We start from the raw sequence: 24,332 nt of genomic DNA, 5'->3' as shown, positions 1-24,332 counted from the left end.
CTCGAAAGTGTCCGTTTCAGACACCGCCGCCGGGTAATAACCCTCAGTGTTCGATCAGTAACCACCCATGTGGCGCTAGACACACCGGCGCCACCTAGCGCTAAGTTCAGAAATCGATTACTCGCGCGTCAGCGCGGGGCGGTCCGTCCAGGCTGGGGGTCCCCACTGTGCCCGAAAGTTCCTTTGTCGCGCCCAAAAACCGCTCCGTGATCGTCGTGCTCGGGATGGTTCTCGCGCTCGTCGTGGGTGTGCCCGCCGGTGCCGCGCCCGCCCCCGGCGCGAGCGACAAGGGACCGGTCGGCTGGGACGTCTACCGATCGATCGACGGCCTCGCCCGCATGCGGCCCGGCGAGCAGGTCAAACAGTTCTCCAGCTTCGACCGCACCGGCAACAACGACGACGGCTTCGTCGGCACTTACTCGTGCCTGCGTCAGGAACCGAACGGCGACTGCCTGCTCGCCGACGCGCGCGGGCCGGGCGAGATCTCCTCGATCTGGTTCACCTACCAGTCGACCTCGGTCGCGGCGATCGGGCGGATCACGATCGAGCTGGACGGGCGAGTGGTGCTGCAGGGGTCGTTGCAGGACATCGTCGACGGCTCGAAGGGTGCGCCGTTCGTGTGGCCGCTGGTCGGCAACTCGGCCGACACCATGGGCGGTGCGGTGATCAAGGTGCCCATGCCGTACACGTCCTCGATGCGGATCACCACCGAGAACAACCCGCACTTCTACCACGTCACCTACCGCCAGTTCGCCGACGCGGCGGGCGTGCGCACCTTCAACCCGGGCGACCGGGCCACCGACGTCATCCAGCGCCTGCGCGGCTTCGGGGTGCGCGACCCGAAACCGGCCGCACCCGGGGCACGCGCCCAGGCGGCCGCGGTCGACGTCCCGGCCGGGGCCGCCGCCTCGATCCCGCTCCCGTCCGGCGCGCGGCGCATCACGCAGCTCAACCTCCGGTTGCCGCAGGTCATCGCGGCGCCGGGGCTGGCCGACGACGGTCGCGCGTACGGCGCGGGCGGCAGTTCGTTCACGGCGGCCGTCGCCCCGGACAACGACGGCGTGCGGATCACCCGCCGCATCGACGCGGGCATCGGCGAGCAGCGCGCGGACCTGCTGGTCGGCGGCCGTCCGGCCGGCCAGTTCTACAGCGGCCCGGCCCGCGCCGGCGGCGGCTGGATGGACCAGGTCGTCGAGGTGCCCGCGGACCTGACCCGCAACCGGTCGCAGGTGCAGGTGGCGACCAGGTTCGTCTCCTCCAGCGAGGACGTCAACGAGTTCCGCTACGAGGTGCACAGCTTGGTCGGCGGCCGGTGGGTCCGCACCGACGTGCTCGACGTCGGCCACAACCACCCCAACGAGGAAGCCGTGCACGGGTACACAGTGGACGGTCAGCGGTGGGCCGGCCTGCGGCGCTTCCGCTACCCGGCCGATCCCGGGCAGGCCACCGCCTCGGAGGCCGTGCTGGAGGGCCTGCGGCTGCGGCTGACCTTCGACGGCCAGACCACGGTCGACGCCCCGGTCGGCGAGTTCTTCGGCTCCGGCCTCGGCAAGTACGCGTCGCGGACGCTGCTGCACTCCATCGACACCACCGAGAACGGCGCGTTCACCGCGTGGTGGCCGATGCCGTACGCCCGCAGCGCGGTGGCCGAGCTGGTCAACACCTCGGGCGTGCCGGTCACCGGGGGCAGTCTGGAGGTGGTCTCCGCGCCGGACTCCGGCGTGGCGGCCGGGTTGCGCGACGGCACGATCGGCTACTTCCACGCCACCCAGCGCCGCGCCGCGACGGTGTCCGGTCAGGACTGGAACTTCCTGACGGCGCGCGGACGCGGCGTGTTCTACGGGGTCACGTCCACCATGCGCGGCGGCATCCCGCCGGGGCAGAACCAGCTGAACTACCTCGAGGGCGACGAGCGGATGTACCCGAACGGCTCGGCCAGCCCGGCGATCCACGGCACCGGGTCCGAGGATTTCTACGAGTCCGGCTGGTACTTCCAGGACGGCCGCGACGGCTTCGTCGAGGGCGTGCCGTACGCGATGCCGCAGGCCGGATTGGTGAGCCGCGAGGACGCGGGCGACGGCTGCCGGTACGTGTGCCTCAACGCCTACCGGCTGATGATCGGCGACGGCGTCCCGTTCGGCAACGGCATCGAGTTCGACATCGAGCACGGTGACCGGTCGTCGATGCCGGCCGACTACAGCTCGACCGCCTACTGGTACGGGCTGGCCACGCCGTCGATGAGCCAGACCGACGCGGTCGAGGTCGGTGACGACGCGAGCCGGTCGCAGCACGGGTACTCCGCGCCCGGCGAGACGCGCCAGTCGCTGACGTCGACGTTCGAGGGCAAGCGGGACCGCACGCCGGTCACCGGGACCACGACGTCGACGACCCAGCCGGTGACGTTCACGGCGCGGGTCGATCAGGCCAACGGCGGACTGCGGGTGCACCGCGTGTCCGACCAGGCGCAGGCGTTCCAGCACGCGCGGGTGTTCGTGAACGACCGGCTCGTCGGCGAGTGGTACCAGCCGCTGGGCAACACGCATTCGCGGTGGCTGGAGGACAGCTTCGACATCCCGGCCTCGGCGACGGCGGGCCAGACCGCGGTGCGGGTGCGGCTGGAGCCGGTCGCCGGCGCGCCGGCCTGGTCGGCGTCGCGGTACACGGTCTACTCCCAGGGCGCGCCGACGCAGCCCGCGCAGGACTGAGGCGCGAGCGTCGATCGATCGTGACTTGATCGCGGTACAAGGCGCGTAGCCTCACTGCCAGGCCCGGCAGTGAGGGGAAGCCATGAGCGATGCGACCGACATCGACAAGGCGGAGTACGACAGCCTTCGCGCCGAAAGCCTGTTCCACCAGACGAACGCGAGCGCGATCTTCGGCCTGAACCTGGTCGGGCTCGGCATCGGGATCACGGCCTCGAGCCGCATCGACGCGGCGCTCGTGGTCCTGGGTGTCTTCTCGTGCGTCTTGTGGTCCCGGTACTGCGACCACCTCATGTCGGTGTTCCGGATCGCCGCCTACGTCGACCGGGAGCTGCGGCCACGCCTGGTGACCCGCCTGGGCGAGGCGGTCCTCGGCTGGGAGTCGTTCCTGCGCGCGACGGGCGGGGACCGGATGCCGCCGATCCCGTCGACGGACTCCCGCATCGGGTTCTTCGTCGCGCTGTTCGCCTTTCTCCTGCCGCCACCGCTGTTGTGCGTGGTTTTCACGGTGCAGCGGTTCCCGCTGACCTCGGCGTGGAGCCGGACCCTCCTGATCGCCGCTGTGGCCGTGGTGGGAGCGGTGTGGCTGCACGCGATCTGGCGCGGTCGGCGGGTGAACCGGTGGATCCGCCGCACCGACGCCTGGATCCGCGGGAGCTAGGCGATCGGCGCGCTGCCGTCCCATTCGGACAGTGGTGCGCAGTGCCACCGCCACTTCGACAGCCTCGGGTGGCCCGGCAGGGACGTCCGCCCGTTGGCCCACAACAAGGTGGGCCACGGGTCGGTGTCCATCGGCGTCCACGGGAACAACCGGTACAGCGCGGCGGCCGCCAAGCGCGGGCTGGGCGTGAACTCCACGCCCAGCCCGCGCGCCGCGTCGTGGGTGTGCACCAGCAGCTCGTCGCAGGCCATCGCGGCGAAACCGGCCGGGTCGGCGATGCCCCACGGGTGGAAGCCGCGCGCTTCCGGCGCGCTCGTCGCCACCACCGCGGCCAGCACCTTCGCCGTCGTGCCGAGCGTGACCAGCAGCTCGGCCGGCGGCGAACCGGCCCGCACGTGGGCCTCCATCGTCGACAGCTCGACCGGGCCCGCGGTCAGGTCGTAGGCGTACCAGTGCAGGCAGTCGCTGATGTGCGCGACCACGCCGGCGACCGTCAGGTCCATCTCCGGCACCGGGACCGACCAGTCGCGTTCCAGCTGCCCGGACAGGAACTCCGTGCAGGTCTCCGCGGTGGTCAGCAGGACGTTGGCGTCCATCTAAACCGGCTCCGGTTCCTTCGGGGCCGTGGTGTCCGCAGTGCGGTGCCGCAGGGACAGCGCGCCGCCCACGACGAGCGTGATCAGTACGCCGAGCAGCGTATACCACGGGAACGCCAGCACCACCGGCTTCGCGCCGGGCGCGGGCGGGATCTTCACCGCGAGCACCACGACCGCCATCACCGCGACCGTCACCACGAACGCGATGATCGCGTCCAGCTGCCGCGCCCGCTTGACCCACATGCCGAGGAAGAACGCGCCCAGCATCGCGCCGTAGGTGTACCCGGTGATGGACAGGCCCTGCTCGATCACCGGGTTGTTGCGGTTGCTGAACAGCGACCCGAACACCGCGAACACCACCGCCCACACCAGCGTCCAGATCCGGCCGTGCCGCAACAGCTTCGAATCCTCCGGCGCGCGCTTGGTGAACCGCTGGTAGAGGTCGGCGACCGTGGAGTTGGACAACGCGTTCAGCGCCGAGGCCAGCGCGCCCATCGTGGAGGCCAGGATGGCGGCGATCAGCAGCCCGGCCACACCCACCGGCAGCTCGCTGGTGATGAAGTTGGTGAAGACGTCGTCGCCCTTCACCCCCAGCTCGCGCAGTGTGCGGAACCCGTTGTGCGCCCACAGCATCGCGCCGACCAGCAGGAACAGGGCGAACTGGATGGTCACCGCGATGCCGCTGCCGATCAGCGCCTTCCGCCCGTCGGCGACGCTGCGGCAGGCCAGGAAGCGCTGCACGATCAGCTGGTCGGTGCCGTGCGAGGCCATCGTGAAGATCGCGCCGCCGACCACGGCCGCGACGAACGCGTACTGGCTGGTCAGCAGGTGCAGCGGATCGAAGTTGAAGTCGAACAGCCGGAAGATCCCGGCGTCCGCGGCGCGCGAGGTCCACCCGTCGGGCAGCTTCCCGGCCAGGACGATCATCGCGATGATCGCGCCGCCGATGTAGACCGACAGCTGGATCACGTCCACCCACACGACCGCCTTGATGCCGCCGACCAGTGCGTAGATGACGGTCAGCGCGGTCAGCACCACCACGATCTGCCAGTACGACGTGTGCAGCCCGAAGTGCTTGAGGATGACCTGGATCGGGATCGCGCCGGCGAACAACCGCACGCCCTCGGCGAGCAGGCGCGTCACGATGAACGCCACCGACGACACGCCCTGCATGGCCGAGCCGAACCGCTGCCCGAGGAACGCGTACGCGGTGGTCTGCTGGCCCTTGAAGTAGCGCGGCAGCAGCACGAACGACACCAGCGTGCGGCCGATGATGTAGCCGAACGGCAGTTGCAGGTAAGTCAGCCCGTTGTAGTTGCCCGAGGCGGCCCAGATCAGGCCCGGGGTGCTGATCACGGTGAGCGTCGAAGTCTCGGTGGCGACGATCGAGAAGCACACCGCCCACCACGGCAGGCTGCGTTCGCCGATGAAGTAGTCGGCCGCCGAGCGCTGGCGCCGCCCCACGAGCACGCCGATCGCGGGCATCGCGGCCAGGTAGACCACGATGATCGCCAGGTCAACTGGGTGCATCAGGCACTCCTATCGGTTGGTCCGGGTGGGCCGCTACCCGCAGACGGGTGACGGTCACCGGATGTGGAGCGGGCATCGACAGCGGGTGCGCGCCCGGCGTGATGCTGCCGAGCAGCCGTGGTCCGCGCGCGCCGGTCGCGTCCGGCAGGTTCGCCGGGACGCCGTGCCAGGTGAGCCAGCCGAGCAACGCGGTCAGGTACGCCTCCTTGGCCTCGCGCGGCAGGCCGAACTCGTCGCTGGTCGCCAGCCGGGTGCCGGGCAGGTTCCGGGCCAGCGCGCGCATCAGCGACGGGTTGTCGGCGCCGCCGCCGGAGACGATCACGGTGGTCGCGCCGGCGCAGGCGCGGGCGATCGTGACGGCGGTCAGCTCGGTGAGGGTGGCGAGCAGGTCCTCGTCGCGGACGTCGAGTCCCTCGGTCGCCGCCCGCAGGTAGCCGGCGTGGAACAGCTCCTTGCCGGTCGACTTCGGCGGCGGGGCCGCGTAGTAGGGCTCGGCGAGGAGACGGTCCAGCAGTTCTTCGTGGATCTGGCCGCGGGCGGCGATCGCGCCGTCGAGGTCGCTGCTCTGGGCACCGCCGGTGACCTGGTGCGCGGCGAGGTCGAGCAGGGCGTTGCCCGGGCCGGTGTCGAAGGCCTGCACGCCGTCCGCCCGCACGACGGTGACGTTGGCTATGCCGCCGATGTTCAACGCGACGGCCGGGGCGAGGTCCCGCAGCCACAACGCGTCCAGCGTGCTGGCCAGCGGAGCGCCGTGCCCGCCCGCGGCGATGTCGCGGGCCCGCAGGTCGGCGACCACCGGCAGCCCGGTCCGCTCGGCGATCCAGGCCGGCTGGCCCAGCTGCAGCGTGCCGCGGGCGCGGCCGCCCTCGACCCAGTGGAAGACGGTCTGGCCGAGGGAGGCGACCAGGTCCGCTGTGCCGGCCAGGGTGCTCGCGGCGTCGGCGAAGGCCTGGCCGACCCGGGTGTCCAGGCGCGTGACCTGCTCGACGGTGGTGACCGACGGCGGCAGCGTGGCGAGCAGCTCGCGCCGCAGGTCATCGGGGTAGGGGAGCGAGGCGTGCCCGAGCGGGACGAGCACGACCTCGTCCCCGGACGCGGCCAACTCGGCCAGTGCCACGTCGATCCCGTCGACCGACGTGCCGGAGATGAGCCCGACGACGCGCATGACCGAGTGGTCTAGTCCTTTTCTGACCGGAGCGCAAGGCATCCGGTGAGTTTTTGTCCGCGAGGGGTGTCCTGCCCGGTCAACCGGCAGATGCGAGGATGGCCCCGTGGCGGAAAACCTCTGGTTCTGGATCATCCTGGTGGTCGTCGTCCTGCTGGCGATCCTCCTCATCACCGGCCTGGTCTTCGCCCGTCGTCGGCGCATCAGCCTGACCGAGGCGGAGCCGGAGCGGGAGACCAAGCCGCCGAGAGGCGGGAACTACCAGGCGGGCGGCGGCATCGCCCTGGCGCCTGGTGGGCAGCGGACGGAGACGGTCGAACCGCCCGAGCACCCGGCGGGCGAGCGCACCGAGGTGGACGGCCAGCCCGGTGTCGGCGACGACGCCTCCGTGCCGCGCGACTCGCCGCGGCGCGGCATCGTCGACGTGGGCCTGCCGGAGGCCGAGGCGCCCGCGCCGGAGACCGAGGTCCCGGCGACGCCTGCGGCGCCGGAAGTGCCGGCCGCCCGGGAGCCGGAGAAGGCCGCGGTCGCGGTCGAGGAGCCGGAGCCGGTCTCCGGACGGATCGAGCGGCTGCGCGGTCGGCTGTCGAAGTCCCGGTCGATGTTCGGGCAGAGCCTGCTGGGCCTGCTCGGCGCCGGTGACCTGGACGAGGACTCGTGGCAGGACGTCGAGGACACGCTGCTGATGGCGGACCTGGGCGCGGCCACGACGACGGAGATCGTGGAGACGCTGCGGACCGAGCTGACCGCGCGGGCGGTGCGGACGTCGGCCGAGGCGCGCACGGTGCTCAAGACCGTGCTGACCAACGCCCTGCACCCGGACTGGGACCGCTCGGTGCGGGCGCTCGCGCACACCGTGGACAGGGCCAAGCAGCCGGCGGTCGTGCTGGTCGCGGGCGTGAACGGCACCGGGAAGACCACGACGACCGGCAAGCTCGCGCGGGTGCTGGTGGCGCAGGGCAGCGAGGTCCTGTTGGGTGCGGCGGACACGTTCCGCGCCGCGGCGGCCGACCAGCTGCAGACGTGGTCCGAGCGCGTGGGGGCCGAGGTCGTGCGCGGCAAGGAGGGCGCCGACCCGGCGTCCGTGGCGTTCGATGCGGTCAAGCGGGGCGTGGACGCCGGGGTCGACGCGGTGCTCATCGACACGGCGGGCCGCCTGCACACCAAGACCGGTCTGATGGACGAGCTGGGCAAGGTCAAGCGGGTGGTCGAAAAGCAGGCCAAGGTCGACGAGGTGCTGCTGGTGCTGGACGCGACGACCGGCCAGAACGGGCTGATGCAGGCCCGGGTGTTCCGGGAGGTCGTGAACGTCACCGGGATCGTGCTCACCAAGCTCGACGGCACCGCCAAGGGCGGCATCGTGTTCCAGGTCCAGCGGGAGCTCGGGGTGCCCGTGAAGCTCGTCGGCCTGGGCGAAGGCCCGGACGACCTGGCGCCCTTCGAGCCGGCCGCCTTCGTGGACGCCCTGCTCGGATGATCTTGCTCGCCCGGACGGGTGAGAAGATCAGAAACACTGTACAAGCCCGATCGAGCTTCGCCAGTCTGTAACGGCGCGCCGCAGGGGAGGCGGCGCGCTCGTTTCTGACTGGGGGTGGGTGATGACGGGCTTCGGCGCGGTCCCGGACGAACTGCGCCAGACCGCGGGCACCATCGGCGACGTCGTCTCGGGTGTGGCCGGGGTGGCCTTCCGCGCGCCGGCCGGGGACTACGGGCATGCCGGGGTGCAGGCGGGCTGGACCGACTTCCTCCGTCAGGTGGAAGCTCAGCTCAAGAAGCTGCGCGCCAAGGCGGAGGAGCACGGGGAGAGCCTGCGTGTCGCGGCGGGCGTGTACCAGGAGTCCGACAGCGATGCCGGCCGGTCGCTGGCCGGCATCGGCGAACTCATCGGCGAGACGGGTGATCCGCTCGGCGGCATGGTCGGGGGCGGCTTCGCCGGTGCTCGCGCGACGGGCAGTTCCCCGGCCGGCGGCGTCGCCGGCCTTCAGGCCACCGCCAGTGGGCCGGTCGAGCCCGCCGGCATCATGAGCCCGGAACGATCTCGCGAGCTGTTCCCGGACATCGGCGGCATCTCGAGCCGGCTCAACCCCGACCCCGCCGACCTCGACGAGCGGACCTACTGATGGCCGCCGAACTCGGGCAGACGACCAACCCCAGGGAACTCGTCCCGGGCGAACCGGAACTGATCGCCAACGACCTCCGTGACCTGGTGGCCGGCATCCAGCAGATCAGCACCACCGGCGAGGGGCTCACCGGGATCGCTCCCGCGCAGTGGACCGGTGCGGCGGCCGACGCCTTCCGTCAGGCGTTCGGCGCCGAGCCGCCCAAGTGGATCGAGACCGCCGCCCTCCTCGGGCAGGGCGGGCAGTCGCTCGCGGACTTCGGCGATGCGCTGACCTGGGCGCAGTCCGAGGCGCAGCGCGCCATCGAGATGTACACCCAGGCGCAGGCAGCCTCCCGCGCGGCAGCGGCGCAGTACCACGTCCAGGCCGTGCAGGCCCAGGCCGTCGGCCAGATCCTCGCCCCGTTCCAGGACCCGGGGGAAGCGCTGGCCCGGGAAGCCCAGTCGGTGCTCGACCAAGCACGCGCCCATGTCGCGGAGATCGGTGATTCCGTCGCGGCGGCCTTCGGTTTCGAGCCCGATGGCGAAGGTGGCTACAGCAAGGAGTTCGGCGACCGGGAGCGGAATCCCGGCAAGCGGAAGGGGTTCGAGTGGGGCTCCCAGTCCGAGGGGATGCTCAGCGACCGGATCGATGACACCCTCGAAGCACTCGGGTTCGACCTCTCGGACCAGACGTTCAGCGCGGCCGCCGGCGTCGACCTGCTGGGCGGCAGCCTGGACGGCTCGTTCGCTTCGGGGGTGTTGTCGGGATCGGGGAAGCTCGACGGCTCGCTCCTCGGTGCCAGTGCCGGTGCCTCCGGAAGCGTCAACGCGCTCGGCGTGACGGCCGCGGCGAACGCCGAGGCGTGGCTGGCCAAGGGGTCGGCCGAGGGACAGGTCAAGCTTGGTGAGCACGCCGGTGCCTCGGGACATGCGGAAGGCTCGGTGGGTGTGCGGGCGGAGGCCGAGGGAAGCGCCGGGCTGACCGGGGTCCGGGGCAGCATGGGCGGTTTCGCCGGTGTGCGGATCGATGGTGCGGCGGGTGCCGAGGCCGCGGGTCTCAGCGCGGGCGTCCACGGCGGGCTCTCGGCCGGGTTCGGCGCGCACGCGAGTGGTCAGCTGGGGATGGGCGATGACGGCAAGTTCCACCTTGGCGCCTCGCTCGGCTTGACCGTCGGCGTCGGTGGGAACGTCGGCTTCGACATCGCCATCGACCCGCAGGAGGTCGTGGACACTGTGACGGACGTGGCGGACGACGTCGCCGACATCGCGACGGACGTCGGGCACGGGTTGGCGAACGCCGCGGACGCGGTCGCGGACTTCCTGTTCTAGGACGGAGACGGAAAACATCGTGGCAACCACCATTCCGGTGCCGATCCAGTTCTCGCTGCCCGAGGGCTGGCAGTCGGTGCCGCCGGCCGAGGTCAAGGCCGACGAGGCCGCGTTCGTGGCTCTGCGGCCGCCCGCGCTCAAGGGGTTCACCCCGAACATCACGATCAGCGGCGAGCTACACCCGCGTGATGTGTCGCTGACCGAACTCGCCGACGCGGCGCTGGACCGGCTGCGGCGCGGCGCGCCCGACGCCCAGCTCGGGAGGCGCAAGGAGGCAGGGTCCGCGGGCGGCCCTGGTCTGACGCAAGCCGTGCGCCTGTCCCTGCTGCTGAACGGCAAGCCCGAGCAGGTGGTGCAGCTCCAGGTGTTCCTCGGGATCCGCGACACCAACGAGCCCAGCCGGTACGCCGTCCTGCAGATCGTGCTCAGCTCGCTCGCTGAGCAGTTCGAGGAGGTCGTGGGCGACTTCCAGAAGTTCCTGTCGACGATCCGTCCGGAGGAGACGCGGTGAACGAGTTCGCCCAGCAGCTGTTGCGCCGCATCGAAGCGATCGACACCGCGGCGGCTGACAACCGCCGCCGCGCCCAGGCTTACGAGCAGATGGCCGGGGAGTTGAGGGATGTCACGGCGGAGGTCGTCTCGCCCGACGGTGCCGTCCGCGTCGTCGCGGGTGCGGGTGGGGAGGTCAAGGCGGTCACGTTCGGCGAACGCGTCCGGGAACTGCCGCCGGCCGCACTGTCCGCGGCCGTGATGCACACCCTCGCCGCGGCCAGGGCGGCCGCGGCGAGGCGGCAGGCCGAAGTCGTCCGCCGGGGGCTCGGCGACACCGAACTCCTGGACAAGGTGCTGGACGCGGACGAGAAGACGTTCGGCGATCAGCGGCCCCGGCATCCCGGCCCGGCTCCGGTGTACGTCCCGCCTCGCGAGGAGGAACCGCTGGAGAGCGCCGACCGGCTGTTCGAGGAACGCCCGGCTGTTCCGCTACCGCCTCCCGCGCCCGCCACCGTGCCGGTGCCACCTCGCGCGCCCGCGGCGCACCGGCGGCCACCGGTGCAGGACGACGATCCGTTCGAGGAGACCGACCTGTTCGCGGACGGTTCCGGCCGGTGAGCGCGGGAGCGGTCGTCGCGATCGCGGTCGGCGGGTCGGTGCTGTTCATGGGCCTGATCACCTGGCTGATCGTGTGGTTCAACCGCAGGCAGGGCGCCGCCGCGGCGGTCACGATCGCCAAGCTGCGGGAGGAGTTGCCGCGACGGGGGTGGACGTACGTCGAACGCGACGACTCGCTGGCCGAGGTCTACAACCGGCAGTACGAGCAGTTCTGGAGCCCGGAGCAGAGCCAGTTCTGGCGGCCGAACCAGCCGGAATGGCGGTCCGGCTTCCAGGCCAAGGCGCCGGGGCCGCTGGAGCAGCAGTTCATCCGGCCACCGCACGCGCGAAGCGCTCACGACGTCATCACCGGCACCCACCGCGGCCGCCCGTTCATCGCCGCGACGCTCGAGATCTTCTACCTGCACCAGATCACCACCGAACTCTGCATCTGGGTGCGCACCCCTGCGCCGTATCCGCCGGTGTACGTGCGGCAGACGGTGGGGATGGTCAGCAAGATCAACGCGGCCGTCGGACAGGGCGACTTCCGCATCGGCCACCCGGCCTTCGACGACCGGTTCGAGGTCAACGGGCCGGACGAGCGGTTCCTCGCCCACGTGATCACCCCGGCCCTGGCGGAGTTCCTGCTCACCGACGAGCGCCGGTTCCGCGGGTTCACGCTGTTCGCCGACCGCGTCGACGCCCTCGACCGGATCCGCGACCACCGTGACCCCGCCGAGCTGGTCCCCGCGCTTGACCTCCGCTGCGACATCCTCGACCGTATCCCCCTGATCGGGTGAGAAGATCAGGAACGCTGTACAAGCGAGGTCAGGACAGTCCAGGATGTGAGGGCGCGCCGCAGGGGAGGCGGCGCGCCTTTTCACTTTCCTGGGAGCTTCGAATGATCCGCACCGCGCTCGTCGCCTGCTCTGCTGCGCTTCTGCTCGCCGGCTGCACCGTCACCGTCGGGGCGACCCCGTCGCTCAGTCAGGAGACCGTCGAGCAAGGGGTTTCGGATGTTCTGCTGAAGGAGTTCGGCCACCGGCCGGACCGGGTCGACTGCCCAGGCCCCGTGGATGCGAAGCCCGGCAACAGCACTCGTTGCGTCCTCACCGGCCCGGACATGCGCCTTGCGCCTCGGAGTGACGGTGACCGTCGCCGACGTCAAAGGCGGCGCTGTGAACTACCGGATCCAGGTCGACGACCAGCCCCTCGAAAACCCCTGGTTCGGCTGAGCTAGGCGCTCTCCGCCAGGTGTGTCGACAACGTGGCCGCCGTCGCCTGGACCAGGGGGGCGATCCGCGAAACCGCCTCCCTCGTCAGGCGGCCCGAGGGCCCGGACACCGACACTGCCGCGGGGGCTGGTGTTCCGGTCAGCGGTACGGCCACGCAGCGCACCCCCAGCTCCTGCTCGCTCTCGTCCACCGCGTAGCCCTGCGCCGCCACCTGGGTCAGGTGCGCCAGCAGCTCGTCGGGGTCGGTGAACGTGTGCTCGGTGTACGCGGGCATCCCCGTCCGGCCCAGCAGCGCTCGCACGTCCTCGGGCGGCAGCTGCGACAGGATCGCCTTCCCCACACCCGTCCCGTGCGGCAGGACCCGCCGCCCGACCTCGGTGAACATCCGCATCGAGTGCTTCGACGGCACCTGCGACACGTACACCACCTCGTCGCGCTCCAGGACCGCCAGGTTCGCCGTCTCGCCGGTCGCCTCCACCAGCTCCGCGAGCAGGGGGCGGGCCCACGTGCCGAACTGCATGCTCGCGTTCTCACCCAGCCGGATCAACCGCGCCCCCAGCGCGTACTTCCGGTTCGTGTTCTGCCGCACGTAACCGAGCTGCACCAGCGTGCGGATCAGGCGGTGGATCGTCGGCATCGGCAGGCCCGACGTGGCCGCCAGCTCGGACAGGCTGGCTTCGCCACCGGTGTCAGCCAGCCGCTCGAGCAGCTCGAACGCGCGGCGCAGCGACTGGACCCCGCCGTCTCGTCCCGCCTTCTCCTCGGCCACCGCGACTCCTCACGTTGAGCTTCCGCTATGTAGAAACTATAGTCCGGGATGTAAAAACCGAACCGCAAGTCTTCTTGGGAGTGTTCCGCATGGCTGACGTCCAGGTGCTCGGTGGCTCCGTCGAGCGAGGCGACGAGATCCTGACCCGGGAAGCGCTGGACTTCCTGGCCGGGCTGCACGAGAACTTCGCGGCTCGCCGTGACGAGCTGCTCGCCGCCCGTTCCAAGCGGCGCGAGGAGGCCAAGCGCACCGGGCGCCTGGACTTCCTCCCCGAGACCAAGGAGATCCGCGAGGGCGACTGGCGCGTCGCCGAGGCGCCGCCGGCCCTGCGCGACCGCCGCGTGGAGATCACCGGCCCGACCGACCGCAAGATGACGATCAACGCCCTCAACTCGGGCGCCAAGGTGTGGCTGGCCGACTTCGAGGACGCCAACACCCCGCACTGGCACAACGTCGTCGGCGGCCAGGTCAACCTGTACGACGCGATCCGCGGCACCATCGAGCTGGATTCCAACGGCAAGCACTACGAGCTGCGCAAGGACATCGAGCTGGCGACGATCGTGGTCCGTCCGCGCGGCTGGCACCTCGACGAGCACAACCTGACCTTCGGCGGCCGCAAGGGCGTCGGCGCGCTGGTCGACTTCGGCCTGTACTTCTTCCACAACGCCAAGGAACTGCTCGAGCGCGGCAAGGGCCCGTACTTCTACCTGCCGAAGATGGAAAGCCACCTCGAGGCCCGGCTGTGGAACGACGTGTTCACCCACGCCGAGAAGACGCTGGGCATCGAGCACGGCACCGTCCGCGCCACCGTCCTGATCGAGACCATCCCGGCCGCGTTCGAGATGGAGGAGATCCTCTACGAGCTGCGCGAGCACGCCTCCGGCCTCAACGCCGGCCGCTGGGACTACCTGTTCAGCGTCATCAAGTACTTCCGCGACGCGGGCGAGAAGTTCGTGCTGCCGGACCGCAACAGCGTCACCATGACCGCGCCGTTCATGCGTGCCTACACCGAGCTGCTGGTGCGCACCTGCCACAAGCGCGGCGCGTTCGCGATCGGCGGCATGGCCGCGTTCATCCCGAGCAAGGACCCCGAGGTCAACGAGAACGCCTCGAAGAAGGTCCACGCGGACAAGGCGCGCGAGGCCAATGACGGCTTCGACGGCTCGTGGGTCGCGCACCCGGGCATGGTCGGGCTCTGCAAGGAGGAGTTCGACAAGGTCCTCGGCGACAAGCCGAACCAGCTCGACCGGCTGCGTGAGGACGTGTCGGTGACCGCCGACCAGCTGCTCGACGTGGCGAGCACCGAAGGCGGCGCCACCGAGGCCGGCCTGCGTGGCGCGGTCGACGTCGGCGTCCGTTACATCGCCTCCTGGCTGGGCGGCAACGGCGCGGCCGGCATCCACAACCTGATGGAGGACGCCGCGACCGCGGAGATCTCGCGCTCGCAGATCTGGCAGTGGGTCCAGAACGGCACCGAGCTCGACAACGGCCAGAAGGTCACCCGCGACCTGGTCAAGGCGGTGCTCGACGACGTGCGCAAGGAGCTCGACGGCCAGATCCCGGCCGACCTGCTCACCCCGGCGGTCGAGATCTTCGAGGAGGTCGCGCTCGCCGACGAGTTCGTCGACTTCCTGACCCTGCCGGCCTACGAGCGGATCAAGTAACCGTGGCTGGACGGCTCACCGGGGACGTCTACGCGGGCATCGACGCCCGGTTGTCCGAAGTGGACGCCCGGGTCGAGGCGCGCTACCCCGGTGAGCCGTCAGGGCGGCAGCCGGTGCACACGGTCTACGTGCCGGCGCACCGGTACACCGCCGACCTGGTCGCCCGCTGGGGCGAGCAGGCCCGGACGGTGTTCGACGACCACGGCGACGCGCTCGGGCTGGACCCGGCCGTCGCCGAGCGGGTGCGGCGCAAGCTGGTCACCGAGCCGATCGAGGACCTGCGCATCGACTTCGAGGACGGCTACGGCCGCCCCGGCGACGACGCGGAGGACGAAGCGGCTCTCACGGCAGGCCGGGTGCTGGCGGAGAACCCGGCGACGCCGTTCTGCGGGATCCGGTTCAAGAGCTTCGAGCGGGCCACCCGACGCCGCGGCATCCGGACGCTGGACCTGTTCCTGTCCGGGTTGCTGGAGCACGGCAAGCTGCCAGCCGGGTTCGTGGTGACGCTGCCGAAGGTGACGGCGGTCGAGCAGGTAGGCGCCGCCGCCGAGGTGCTCGGTCACCTGGAGACGGCCTACGGGCTCCCGGACGGCGCGTTGCGGTTCGAGGTGCAGATCGAGACCGCGCAGTCCATCGTGGACAGTTCAGGGCGGGTCGCGGTGGCGCGGATCATCCAGGCCGCCGAGGGTCGCTGCAGCGGGCTGCACTACGGCACCTACGACTACAGCGCCGGGCTGGGCATCGCCGCCGAGCACCAGAGCATGGACCACCCCGCGGCGGACTTCGCGAAGGCGTTCATGCAGGTCAGCGCCGCGGGGACCGGGGTGCGGCTCTCCGACGGGTCCACCAACAAGCTGCCGGTGGGGGAGGCGTTGCTGCCCGCCTGGCGCGAGCACCTGCGCCTTGTGCGGCGGGCGCTGGAGCGCGGTTTCTACCAGGGCTGGGACCTGCACCCGCACCAGCTGCCGACCCGCTTCGCCGCGACGTACGCGTTCTTCCGCGAGGGCCTGCCCGCCGCGGCAGCCCGGCTGCGGGACTACGCCGAGCAGGTCGACAGCGGCGTCCTCGACGAGCCGGCCACCGCACGGGCGTTGTCGGGTTTCCTGTTGCGCGGCCTGGATTGCGGCGCCACCGACGCCGCCGAGGTGGAAAGCCTGACCGGCCTGACGCGCGATCGGCTGGAGACCTACGCGACCTACCGCGGCTGACCGAGGAAATCCAGCAGGGTCGCGGTCAGCGCGGCCGGTGCGTCCTCCTGCACCAGGTGCCCGGCGCCGGGGAACAGCTTCAGCTGGGCGCCGGGGATCCGCGACGCCAGCTCCTTGCCCTGCTCGGCCGGGATCCACTCGTCCGCCTCGCCCCAGCCGACCAGCACCGGCAGGTCCAGCGAGCCCAGCAGCGGCTCGATCTCGTCGGTGAACCGCTGGTCCGCCTGCGCGATCTGCCGGTAGTACGCGGCCTGCCCCTCCGCGCCCAGCCACGGCGCGACCAGGTCGTCCAGCACCCCGCCCCGCAGGCCCGGCGCGGACGCGGTCGCGGTCTGGGTGCGCACGATCGCCTCGTGCAGGTGTGATGGCAGTTGCTCGAACACGGCCGGGTTGTCGCGCACCAGGTGGAAGAACGGCGTCCCCCACGGCGCTATCGCCACGACGTCCACCAGCGCGAGCCGGTCGTACCGCGCGCCGTGCAGCAGGTGCGCCCGCAGCGAGACCACCCCGCCGAAGTCGTGCGCCACGACCGACGGTGCGTCCAGCCCCCAGTGCTCCAGCAAAGCCGCGAACACCGAAGCCTGAGTCCCCAGCGACACGTCCTGCCCGGCCCGTTTCTCGGACTGCCCGTACCCCAGCATGTCCCACACGAACACCTCGTGCCGCTCGCTCAGCGCGGCCGCGATGTCCCGCCACACGTACGACGAAAACGGCGTCCCGTGCAACAACACGACCGGCGGGCCGGAACCCGAGGAAGCCCAGCGCACGGTCCCGTTCGGTGTCTCGAATCGCTCCATGCCCGGCGACGTTACCAGCTAACGGCTCTAGACGGTAACCAACAGGGCGAGATACACGTCCACCTGGGTGATGAAGTCGTTGAGGTCCACGCCGAGCAGCTCCGAGGCCCGCGCGATCCGGTACCGCAGCGTGTTGACGTGGACGTGCAGCGCCCGCGCCGCCGCGGTCGGCGAGCTGGAGCACTCCAGGTACACCCGCACGGTGTGCACGAGATCCGTGCCCTGTGCCGCGTCGTAGGCGAGCAGCGGCCCGAGCACCCGCGCCCGCACCGAGCGGCGCAGCTCGTCCGGCGCGCCGGCGGCCAGCAGCTGGTGCACCGCGATGTCCTCGCCCGCGACCAGCTCGATCCGCCCGCCGCGCCGGGCCGCCAGTTCGACCGCGTGCCGGGCCTCCTGCGTCGCGCCGTGCAGGCCGTCCACCGACGCGGGCCCGCCGGACCCCAGGTGGAACCGCGACAACGACATCAGCCGGTCCAGCCGCGCCAGCGCCTCACCCGCCGCGCGCATCCAGTTCCCCGGTCCGGCGACCAGCGCGTAGGCGTCCTCGCCGACGACGCCGACCACCGGCCGCGCGTCGGCGAGCAGTTCGGCCAGCACCTCCGCCGCCAGGTCCGGGTCGTCGTCCGGCGCCCGCGCGAGCAGCACGCGGATCTCGGTGTCCTCGGGCAGACCGGACGCGGCGAACGCGTCCGCGACCGGGCTCCCGTCAGCGAGCGCGCGGAGCAACGGTTCGGCCGCGCGTGCCGCCATGCGCCGCACCTGGTCCGCCCGCGCCCGCGCCAGCCGCACCAGCTCGGCCAGTTCCCCGGCCAGCTCGCCCGGCTCCGGGTGCCCGACCGCCAGCACCCACGGCACCGCGAAGGTCCCGCCGACCGGCAGCAGCGCGTACCCGTCGTGGACCGTCACCTCCCGGCCCGGCACGACGTGCGCGACGAGGTCCCCGGGCGGTTCGGCCGTGCCCGCGACCACCCGGCCCGTCCCGCTCAGCACCCAGCACGGCGCGCCCAGCTCGGCCGCACCCTGCCGCAGCAGCGCGGGCAGCGAGATGTCCTCGGTCGCCGCGGCCAGCAAGCGTTTGCGAGCGCCGCTCGGTTCCCGGCCCCGCGCCGCGGCCAGTTCCAGCACCACGCGCTCGGTGATCACCGCGAACGACAGGTCGGCAGGCACCTCCAGCAGCGGGATCCGGTGTCGCGCGCACTCCTGCACGACGTCCGGCGGGATCCCGCCGGTGTCCGCGCCCGACGCGGCCAGCGCGGCGACACCGGCCCGGGCCAGCGCGGCGACGAACGGCCCGGCGTCTCCCGGTTGCCGCCACCACAGCAATCCGCTCAGGACGACCTCGCCCGCCGAGACGTACCGGCTCGGGTCGGGCAGCTCCGTCACGTAGATCCGGCTGACCTCGCGCCCGAGCAGCCCGGCGCCGGTGCGCAACCGCAGCCGCAGTTCCGGGATCTCCAGCAGTGTTTTCACGGTCGTCATCAGGGTTGTAGGAAAGCACAAATCCGGGCCCGCACGCTGCTGTCGGTTCGTACTGCGCCGCCGTTGCCGGTGCCCCCGCCACAGGCGTCTACTGCTATCCATGGATTTCCTGCGACCGGCGAACCTGGCCGAGGCGCTCGCCGCGAAGGCGGAGCGCCCGGACGCCGTGCCACTGGCGGGCGGCACGGACGTCATGGTCGAGCTGAACTTCGACCACCGCCGTCCGGACGCGCTGCTCGACCTGACCCGCGTCGCGGAACTCGCCGACTGGACGACCGACGGCGACACGGTCCGGCTCGGCGCCGGCGTGTCCTACACCCGGCTGATCACCGAGCTGGGTGAAAAACTCCCGGCGCTGGCGATGGCTTCCCGCACGGTCGGCTCACCGCAGATCCGCAACCGCGGCACGGTCGGTGGCAACCTCGGCGCCGCGTCGCCCGCCGGGGACACGCATCCGGTGCTGCTGGCGACCGGTGCCCGGGTCGAGGCCGCGTCCACCCGCGGCACCCGGTTCATCGACGCGGACGACTTCTACGTCGGCGTGAAGAAGCACAGCCTGGCCGACGACGAACTGATCGTGGCGGTGCACCTGCCGGTCGCGACCGCGCCGCAGCAGTTCGCGAAGGTCGGCACGCGCAACGCCATGGTCATCGCGGTGTGCTCGTTCGCCGTCGCGCTCGATCCGGAGCACCGGCGCGCGGGCGCGGCGATCGGCTCCGCGGCGCCCACCCCGCGCCGCGCCGCCGAGGCCGAGGAGTTCCTGGCCGGCGAGCTGCCGTGGGACTCGCCCGCGCCGCTGCGGGATTCGGTCAAGCGGCGCTTCGGTGAGCTGGTCGCCTCGGCGGCCGCGCCGATCGACGACGTGCGCGGCACCGCGGAGTACCGCAGGAACGCGCTCGCGGTGCTCGCCCGACGGACGCTCGGCTGGGCCTGGCAGGACTACCTGGGAAGTGAGCGGACATGCGCGTGAACGTGACGGTCAACGGCGAGGCCCGGCAGGCCGACGACGTGTGGGAGGGCGAGAGCCTGCTCTACCTGCTGCGCGAACGGCTCGGCCTGCCCGGTTCGAAGAACGCGTGTGAGCAGGGCGAATGCGGGTCCTGCACGGTCTACCTGGACGGCACCCCGGTGTGCGCGTGCCTGGTCGCGGCCGGCCAGGCCGAGGGCCGCGAGGTGCGCACGGTCGAAGGACTGGCCGAGGGCGACCGGCTCGACCCGGTGCAGCAGTCCTTTGTGGACGCGGGCGCGGTGCAGTGCGGGTTCTGCACACCGGGCCTGGTGGTCGCCGCGCACGATCTGCTGAACCGGGTGCCGAACCCGAGCGACGAGGAGATCCGCGAGGCGCTCGCCGGGAACCTCTGCCGCTGCACGGGGTACGAGAAGATCCTCGACGCGGTGCGGGCGGCGGCGCGATGACCCTGATCCTGGAGAACGCGGCCATCGCGACCGTCGACGCGCACGGCACCGAGCACCGCGACGGGCACGTGGTGATCGACGGCGACACCATCACCGCGGTCGGCGCGGGCCCGGCGACCACACCGGGCGACCGGGTCGATCTGACCGGCTGCCTGGTCACGCCCGGCCTGGTCAACACCCACCACCACCTGTACCAGTGGGCCACCCGCGGGCTCGCGGCCGACGCCACGCTGTTCGAGTGGCTGGTCCACCTCTACCCGATCTGGAAACGGCTGGACGCCGGCATCACCCACGCCGCCGCGACCGCCGGGATGGCGCACCTCGCGCTGACCGGCTGCACCACGGTCGCCGACCACCACTACGTCTTCCCGCACGACAGCGGCGACCAGATCGAGGCGCTCGTCGCCGCGACGAACCGGATCGGCGTGCGTGCCCACCTCGTGCGCGGGTCGATGGACCGCGGCGAGTCCGACGGCGGCCTGCCCCCGGACAACCTCGTGGAGACCACCGAAGCCGCGCTCATCGGCACCGAAGCGGCCATCGACGCCCACCACGACCCGGCGCCCGGCGCACACATCCGGATCGCCGCTGGGCCGTGCTCACCGTTCACCGTGAGCGAGGAGCTGATGCGCCAGGCCGCGGATCTCGCGCGGCGCAAGGGAGTCCGGCTGCACACCCACCTCGCCGAGACCCTGGACGAGGAAGAGCAGTGCGTCGCCGAGAACGGCTGCACGCCCGCCGAATACGCCGACAAGCTGGGCTGGCTCGGCGACGACGTGTGGCTGGCGCACACCGTCCACCTCGAGGACGCCGCGATCCGCCGCCTGGGCGCGACCCGCACCGGTTCGGCGCACTGCCCCACCTCCAACGGCCGCCTGGGCACCGGAATCGCCCCGGTACGGGGCCTGCTGGACGCCGGAGCGCCGGTCGGCCTCGGCGTCGACGGCGCCGCCTCGAACGAGTCCGGCGGGCTCGGTGAGGAACTGCACCAGGCGCTGCTGCAGGCACGGCAACGCGGCGGTCCGACCGCGCTGACCGTGCGCGAGGCGCTGTGGATGGGCACGATGGGCGGCGCGCGCTGCCTGGGGCGGGACGGTGAGCTGGGCTCGATCGAACCCGGCAAGCTCGCCGACCTGGCCGTGTGGGACCTGACCGGCCTGCGTTACGCGGGCATCGAGGACCCGGTGGCCGCCCTCGTCCTCGGCACGACACCGCGGTTGAAGCGGCTGCTCGTCGGCGGCCGGACGGTGGTCGAAGACGGCGAGCTGCGCACGGACGACGAAACGGCGATCGCGGGCGAGTTGGCCGCCGCGAGCAGGAGGTTGCGATGACCACGTCGGTCGAGCGGACCACCACGGCGGACGGGATCGGCAGCAGCCCGCGCCGCCCGGACGGGATCGTGAAGGTGCGCGGCGAGTTCGCCTACTCCTCGGACCTCTGGCACGAGGACATGGTGTGGGGCGTGACCCTGCGCAGCCCGCACCCGTCCGCGCGCATCACGGGCATCGACATCACCGAGGCGCTCAAGGTCCCGGGTGTCGAGGCGGTGCTGACGCACGAGGACGTGCCGGGCGTGAACCGGTACGGCCTGGAGCACCCGGACCAGCCGGTGCTGGCCGTCGACGTGGTGCGCTACCAGGGCGAGCCGGTCGCGCTCGTGGCGGCCGACCACCCGGAGACCGCGCGCCGCGCGATGAAACGCATCCGCGTCGACTACAAGGTGCTGGACCCGGTCACCGACGCCGAGCAGGCCGTGCACGGCGACGGGCCGAAGGTGCACCCGAACGGCAACGTCGTGCGGCACGTTCCGATCCGGCGCGGCGACCCCTCGGCGACCGCCGACGTGGTGGTATCGGGCGTGTACGAGGTGGGCATGCAGGACCAGGCGTTCCTCGGCCCGGAGTCCGGTCTCGCGGTCCCGGCCGAGGACGGCGGCGTCGACCTGTACGTCGCGACGCAGTGGCTGCACGTCGACCAGCGGCAGATCGTCGCCGCGCTCGGTCTGCCCGAGGACAAGGTGCGGCTCACGCTCGGCGGGGTCGGCGGCGCGTTCGGCGGGCGCGAGGACCTGTCCATCCAGATCCACGCGTGCCTGCTCGCGCTGCACACCGGCAAGCCGGTGAAGATGGTCTACAACCGCGAGGAATCGTTCTACGGCCACGTGCACCGGCACCCGGCGAAGATGTACTACGAGCACGGCGCCGACCGGGACGGGAAGCTGGTCTACGTCAAGGCGCGGCTCTTCCTCGACGGCGGCGCGTACGCCTCGTCCACCAGCGCGGTCGTCGCCAACGCCGCGACGCTCGGCGTGGGGCCGTACAACGTTGACAACGTGCACGTCGACTGCTGGGGCGCGTACACGAACAACCCGCCGTGCGGCGCGATGCGCGGCTTCGGCGCGGTGCAGGCCGCGTTCGCGTACGAGTCGCAGATGGACAAGCTCGCCCAGGCGTGCGGGCTGGACCCGGTCGAGGTGCGGGTCCGCAACGCGATGAGCGAGGGTTCGCGGATGCCGACCGGGCAGATCGTGGACTCGGCCGCCCCGGTCGCCGAGCTGCTGCGGCGGGTGGCCGCCAAACCGCTGCCGCCGGAGCCCTCCGGTGAGCGGGACCTGCGGACGCTGCCGGGCGGGGTCTCCAACACGACACACGGCGAGGGCGTGGTCCGCGGGGTCGGCTACGGCGTCGGGATCAAGAACATCTGCTTCTCCGAGGGCTTCGACGACTACTCGACCGCGCGCGTGCAGCTGCGGGTCGTCGGCGGCGAGGCGGCCGCGACCGTGCAGACCGCGGCGTGCGAGGTCGGGCAGGGCCTGGTGACGGTGCTGCAGCAGATCGTGCGGACCGAACTGGGTGTGGAGCAAGTGACGATCCTGCCGATGGACACCTCGATCGGCAACGCGGGATCCACCTCGGCGTCCCGCCAGACGTACATGACCGGGGGAGCGGTGCGCGCCGCCTGCCTGGCGGTGCGCACGGCGCTGTCGAAGCGGGTCGGTGCGCCCGATCTGGAGCTGGTCGGCGGCAAGGTGGTGTCCACACGGGACGGTGTGGTCGCGGACCTGGCCGACGTACTCGGCGACGACGTCTACGACGAGACCGTGGAGTGGCGGCACCGGCCGACCGACGTGCTCGACCCGGAGACCGGCGCCGGCAACGCGCACGTGCAGTACGGGTTCGCCGCGCACCGTGCGGTGGTGGACGTGGACACCGAACTGGGACTGGTCAAGGTGGTGGCGCTGGACTGCGCCCAGGACGTCGGGCGGGCGCTCAACCCACAGGCCGTGCTGGGCCAGATCCAGGGCGGCTCGGCGCAGGGACTCGGGCTGGCGGTGATGGAGGAGATCCAGACGCACGAGGGCAAGATCCGCAACCCGTCGTTCACCGACTACCTGATCCCGACGGTGCTCGACATGCCCCCGATGGACATCGACGTGCTGGAACGGGCCGACCCGAACGCGCCCTACGGCCTGCGCGGCGTCGGCGAGCCGCCCACGATCTCCTCCACCCCGGCGATCGTGGCGGCCATCCGCGCCGCGACGGGCAAGGACCTGCCGCGGATCCCGGTCCGGCCGGAGCACATCGTCAGCTGACCAGGCGCACCAGGACCCGGCCGGTGTACTGACCGGCCAGGAGGCCGGCGAACGCCCGCGGCGCCTGGTCCAGCCCGTCGACGACGGTCTCCCGGTAGCGGATCTTCCCGGTGCGCAGCCATTCGCCGAACAACGGCGTGAACTCGCGCGCGCGGTCCAGGTGCTCGTTGACGGTGAACCCGCGCAGCGTGAGCCGTTTCGCGATCGCCTGCAGCAGGTTCGACGGCCCCGGCGGCACGTCGTCGCTGCCCTGCCGGGACATCGCCCCGCACAGGACGACCCGGCCGTGCGGGTTCATCACCTCGAGCGCCGCCTCGAGGTGCGGACCGCCCACGTTGTCGAAATACACGTCGACACCGCCCGGTGCGGCGGCGCTGAGCTGCTCGGCGAGCGAACCGTCGTGGTAGTCGAACGCCGCGTCGAACCCGAGTTCGTCCACGAGGTACCGCACCTTCGCCGCGCTGCCCGCACTTCCGACGACGCGCCCGGCGCCGAGCAGCCGGGCCATCTGGCCGGCGAGGCTGCCCACCGTGCCCGCCGCGCTGGAGACGAACACCGTGTCGCCGGGCCGCATCCGGCCGATCTCGGTGAGCCCGACGTAGCTGGTGAGCCCGCCCGCGAGGTGGGCGGTGAGCGAGGGCAGGGCATCCGGATCGACCCGGGTGAGCGCGCTGGTCCCGGCCACCGAGTACTCACGCCAGCCCAGCACGTGGGTCACCGTGTCCCCGGGCCGGAAGTCCGGGGAGCCCGAGGCGAACACCTCGCCGATCGTGTGCGCCCGCAACCCGTCCACGTCGAATCCGGGCACGCCCGCGCTCAGGGCTTCCATCGCCAGGCGGGCACCGGGTTCGAGTACGAAGAACCGGTTCCGCACGACGACTTCACCGGGTCCCGGTTCCGGCACGGTCACCTCGGCGACCTCGAAGTTCGCCGGCTTCGGCAGGCCGTCCAGCGGGGTGACCAGGCGGACTTCGCGTCCACGTACCATGGGGCAACCTT

General features: G+C 71.8%; 22 protein-coding genes. 15 read left to right on the top strand and 7 right to left on the bottom strand.

Going from position 1 to position 24,332, the window contains the following annotated elements; genetic code table 11:
* The first annotated feature begins 206 nt into the window (after positions 1-206).
* Together IE290_RS26975 and IE290_RS26970 are read left to right on the top strand one after the other, a co-directional pair.
* Entirely contained in the window at positions 207-2,705 is a 2,499-nt protein-coding gene (locus IE290_RS26975) for a glycoside hydrolase family 172 protein (RefSeq protein WP_191247514.1), read from the top strand.
* Positions 2,706-2,787: 82 nt separating this feature from the next.
* Positions 2,788-3,363: a hypothetical protein gene (locus IE290_RS26970; RefSeq protein WP_191247513.1), complete on the top strand. Its 576-nt coding sequence runs from the start codon at positions 2,788-2,790 to the stop codon at positions 3,361-3,363.
* Here IE290_RS26970 and IE290_RS26965 read toward each other — a convergent pair.
* From IE290_RS26965 to IE290_RS26955, 3 genes are read right to left on the bottom strand one after another with little or no spacing between them, the layout of a single operon-like run.
* On the bottom strand, positions 3,360-3,959 hold the full coding sequence (locus tag IE290_RS26965) for a maleylpyruvate isomerase N-terminal domain-containing protein (RefSeq protein WP_191247512.1): 600 nt from the start codon (positions 3,957-3,959) through the stop codon (positions 3,360-3,362). The two genes, IE290_RS26970 and IE290_RS26965, sit on opposite strands and share 4 nt — an antisense overlap.
* Positions 3,960-5,489 carry a sodium:solute symporter gene (locus IE290_RS26960; RefSeq protein WP_191247511.1) on the bottom strand — a complete coding sequence of 510 codons (1,530 nt, stop codon included), beginning with the start codon at positions 5,487-5,489 and terminating at the stop codon, positions 3,960-3,962. It abuts the gene before it with no gap.
* Complete coding sequence (locus IE290_RS26955; protein ID WP_191247510.1) at positions 5,476-6,654, bottom strand: anhydro-N-acetylmuramic acid kinase; 1,179 nt, start codon at positions 6,652-6,654, stop codon at positions 5,476-5,478. Before IE290_RS26955 ends, IE290_RS26960 begins: the two co-directional genes overlap by 14 nt.
* 106 nt (positions 6,655-6,760) lie before the next feature.
* Between IE290_RS26955 and ftsY the strand changes: the two genes are divergently transcribed.
* From ftsY to IE290_RS38590, 7 genes are all read left to right on the top strand, one after another.
* Entirely contained in the window at positions 6,761-8,131 is a 1,371-nt protein-coding gene (gene ftsY, locus IE290_RS26950) for a signal recognition particle-docking protein FtsY (RefSeq protein ID WP_191247509.1), read from the top strand.
* Between the two features lie 121 nt (positions 8,132-8,252).
* The gene (locus tag IE290_RS26945; RefSeq protein ID WP_191247508.1) at positions 8,253-8,774 is read left to right on the top strand and encodes a WXG100 family type VII secretion target; all 522 of its coding nucleotides are present in this window, start codon (positions 8,253-8,255) and stop codon (positions 8,772-8,774) included.
* A complete protein-coding gene (locus IE290_RS26940; RefSeq protein WP_191247507.1) occupies positions 8,774-10,084 on the top strand; it encodes a putative T7SS-secreted protein in 1,311 nt (436 codons plus the stop codon). Before IE290_RS26945 ends, IE290_RS26940 begins: the two co-directional genes overlap by 1 nt.
* Before the next feature lie 19 nt (positions 10,085-10,103).
* Entirely contained in the window at positions 10,104-10,595 is a 492-nt protein-coding gene (locus IE290_RS26935) for a hypothetical protein (RefSeq protein WP_191247506.1), read from the top strand.
* The gene (locus IE290_RS26930; protein WP_229874728.1) at positions 10,592-11,194 is read left to right on the top strand and encodes a YbaB/EbfC family nucleoid-associated protein; all 603 of its coding nucleotides are present in this window, start codon (positions 10,592-10,594) and stop codon (positions 11,192-11,194) included. The genes IE290_RS26935 and IE290_RS26930 overlap by 4 nt, the downstream gene beginning before the upstream one ends.
* The gene (locus tag IE290_RS26925; protein ID WP_191247505.1) at positions 11,191-11,973 is read left to right on the top strand and encodes a hypothetical protein; all 783 of its coding nucleotides are present in this window, start codon (positions 11,191-11,193) and stop codon (positions 11,971-11,973) included. The genes IE290_RS26930 and IE290_RS26925 overlap by 4 nt, the downstream gene beginning before the upstream one ends.
* A 101-nt stretch (positions 11,974-12,074) precedes the next feature.
* Positions 12,075-12,413, top strand: a complete 339-nt coding sequence (locus IE290_RS38590; RefSeq protein WP_191247504.1) for a DUF4333 domain-containing protein — start codon at positions 12,075-12,077, stop codon at positions 12,411-12,413.
* Here IE290_RS38590 and IE290_RS26915 read toward each other — a convergent pair.
* Positions 12,410-13,177: an IclR family transcriptional regulator gene (locus IE290_RS26915; RefSeq protein WP_191247503.1), complete on the bottom strand. Its 768-nt coding sequence runs from the start codon at positions 13,175-13,177 to the stop codon at positions 12,410-12,412. The two genes, IE290_RS38590 and IE290_RS26915, sit on opposite strands and share 4 nt — an antisense overlap.
* Positions 13,178-13,266: 89 nt before the next feature.
* Between IE290_RS26915 and aceB the strand changes: the two genes are divergently transcribed.
* Positions 13,267-14,841, top strand: coding sequence for a malate synthase A (gene aceB / locus IE290_RS26910; RefSeq protein WP_191247502.1), 1,575 nt, complete (start codon positions 13,267-13,269; stop codon positions 14,839-14,841).
* 2 nt (positions 14,842-14,843) lie between these two features.
* Positions 14,844-16,049 carry a DUF6986 family protein gene (locus IE290_RS26905; protein ID WP_191247501.1) on the top strand — a complete coding sequence of 402 codons (1,206 nt, stop codon included), beginning with the start codon at positions 14,844-14,846 and terminating at the stop codon, positions 16,047-16,049.
* Here IE290_RS26905 and IE290_RS26900 read toward each other — a convergent pair.
* Positions 16,037-16,846, bottom strand: a complete 810-nt coding sequence (locus tag IE290_RS26900) for an alpha/beta fold hydrolase (RefSeq protein WP_191247500.1) — start codon at positions 16,844-16,846, stop codon at positions 16,037-16,039. The genes IE290_RS26905 and IE290_RS26900 overlap by 13 nt on opposite strands.
* Positions 16,847-16,873: 27 nt before the next feature.
* Positions 16,874-18,325 carry a PucR family transcriptional regulator gene (locus IE290_RS26895; RefSeq protein WP_191247499.1) on the bottom strand — a complete coding sequence of 484 codons (1,452 nt, stop codon included), beginning with the start codon at positions 18,323-18,325 and terminating at the stop codon, positions 16,874-16,876.
* 100 nt (positions 18,326-18,425) lie between these two features.
* Between IE290_RS26895 and IE290_RS26890 the strand changes: the two genes are divergently transcribed.
* From IE290_RS26890 to pucD, 4 genes are read left to right on the top strand one after another with little or no spacing between them, the layout of a single operon-like run.
* Positions 18,426-19,295: an FAD binding domain-containing protein gene (locus tag IE290_RS26890; RefSeq protein WP_191247498.1), complete on the top strand. Its 870-nt coding sequence runs from the start codon at positions 18,426-18,428 to the stop codon at positions 19,293-19,295.
* The gene (locus tag IE290_RS26885; RefSeq protein ID WP_191247497.1) at positions 19,286-19,741 is read left to right on the top strand and encodes a (2Fe-2S)-binding protein; all 456 of its coding nucleotides are present in this window, start codon (positions 19,286-19,288) and stop codon (positions 19,739-19,741) included. Before IE290_RS26890 ends, IE290_RS26885 begins: the two co-directional genes overlap by 10 nt.
* Complete coding sequence (locus IE290_RS26880) at positions 19,738-21,072, top strand: 8-oxoguanine deaminase (RefSeq protein ID WP_191247496.1); 1,335 nt, start codon at positions 19,738-19,740, stop codon at positions 21,070-21,072. Before IE290_RS26885 ends, IE290_RS26880 begins: the two co-directional genes overlap by 4 nt.
* The gene (pucD, locus tag IE290_RS26875) at positions 21,069-23,333 is read left to right on the top strand and encodes a xanthine dehydrogenase subunit D (protein ID WP_191247495.1); all 2,265 of its coding nucleotides are present in this window, start codon (positions 21,069-21,071) and stop codon (positions 23,331-23,333) included. The genes IE290_RS26880 and pucD overlap by 4 nt, the downstream gene beginning before the upstream one ends.
* Here pucD and IE290_RS26870 read toward each other — a convergent pair.
* Entirely contained in the window at positions 23,326-24,321 is a 996-nt protein-coding gene (locus tag IE290_RS26870; RefSeq protein ID WP_191247494.1) for an NADP-dependent oxidoreductase, read from the bottom strand. The genes pucD and IE290_RS26870 overlap by 8 nt on opposite strands.
* Positions 24,322-24,332 lie beyond the last annotated feature (11 nt).

This window comes from Amycolatopsis deserti, assembly GCF_014653945.1.
GTDB lineage: Bacteria > Actinomycetota > Actinomycetes > Mycobacteriales > Pseudonocardiaceae > Amycolatopsis_E > Amycolatopsis_E deserti.
Note: the sequence above shows the minus strand (reverse complement) of the source record. Positions and strands in the feature narration are given on the sequence as shown.

Coding starts and splice junctions, on each gene's coding strand:
- IE290_RS26970 (WP_191247513.1), top strand. CDS start 2,788: ATGAGCGATGCGACCGACATCGACAAGGCGGAGTACGACAGCCTTCGC.
- IE290_RS26965 (WP_191247512.1), bottom strand. CDS start 3,959: ATGGACGCCAACGTCCTGCTGACCACCGCGGAGACCTGCACGGAGTTC.
- IE290_RS26960 (WP_191247511.1), bottom strand. CDS start 5,489: ATGCACCCAGTTGACCTGGCGATCATCGTGGTCTACCTGGCCGCGATG.
- IE290_RS26955 (WP_191247510.1), bottom strand. CDS start 6,654: ATGCGCGTCGTCGGGCTCATCTCCGGCACGTCGGTCGACGGGATCGAC.
- IE290_RS26945 (WP_191247508.1), top strand. CDS start 8,253: ATGACGGGCTTCGGCGCGGTCCCGGACGAACTGCGCCAGACCGCGGGC.
- IE290_RS26940 (WP_191247507.1), top strand. CDS start 8,774: ATGGCCGCCGAACTCGGGCAGACGACCAACCCCAGGGAACTCGTCCCG.
- IE290_RS38590 (WP_191247504.1), top strand. CDS start 12,075: ATGATCCGCACCGCGCTCGTCGCCTGCTCTGCTGCGCTTCTGCTCGCC.
- aceB (WP_191247502.1), top strand. CDS start 13,267: ATGGCTGACGTCCAGGTGCTCGGTGGCTCCGTCGAGCGAGGCGACGAG.
- IE290_RS26900 (WP_191247500.1), bottom strand. CDS start 16,846: ATGGAGCGATTCGAGACACCGAACGGGACCGTGCGCTGGGCTTCCTCG.
- IE290_RS26895 (WP_191247499.1), bottom strand. CDS start 18,325: ATGACGACCGTGAAAACACTGCTGGAGATCCCGGAACTGCGGCTGCGG.
- IE290_RS26890 (WP_191247498.1), top strand. CDS start 18,426: ATGGATTTCCTGCGACCGGCGAACCTGGCCGAGGCGCTCGCCGCGAAG.
- IE290_RS26885 (WP_191247497.1), top strand. CDS start 19,286: ATGCGCGTGAACGTGACGGTCAACGGCGAGGCCCGGCAGGCCGACGAC.
- IE290_RS26880 (WP_191247496.1), top strand. CDS start 19,738: ATGACCCTGATCCTGGAGAACGCGGCCATCGCGACCGTCGACGCGCAC.
- pucD (WP_191247495.1), top strand. CDS start 21,069: ATGACCACGTCGGTCGAGCGGACCACCACGGCGGACGGGATCGGCAGC.
- IE290_RS26870 (WP_191247494.1), bottom strand. CDS start 24,321: ATGGTACGTGGACGCGAAGTCCGCCTGGTCACCCCGCTGGACGGCCTG.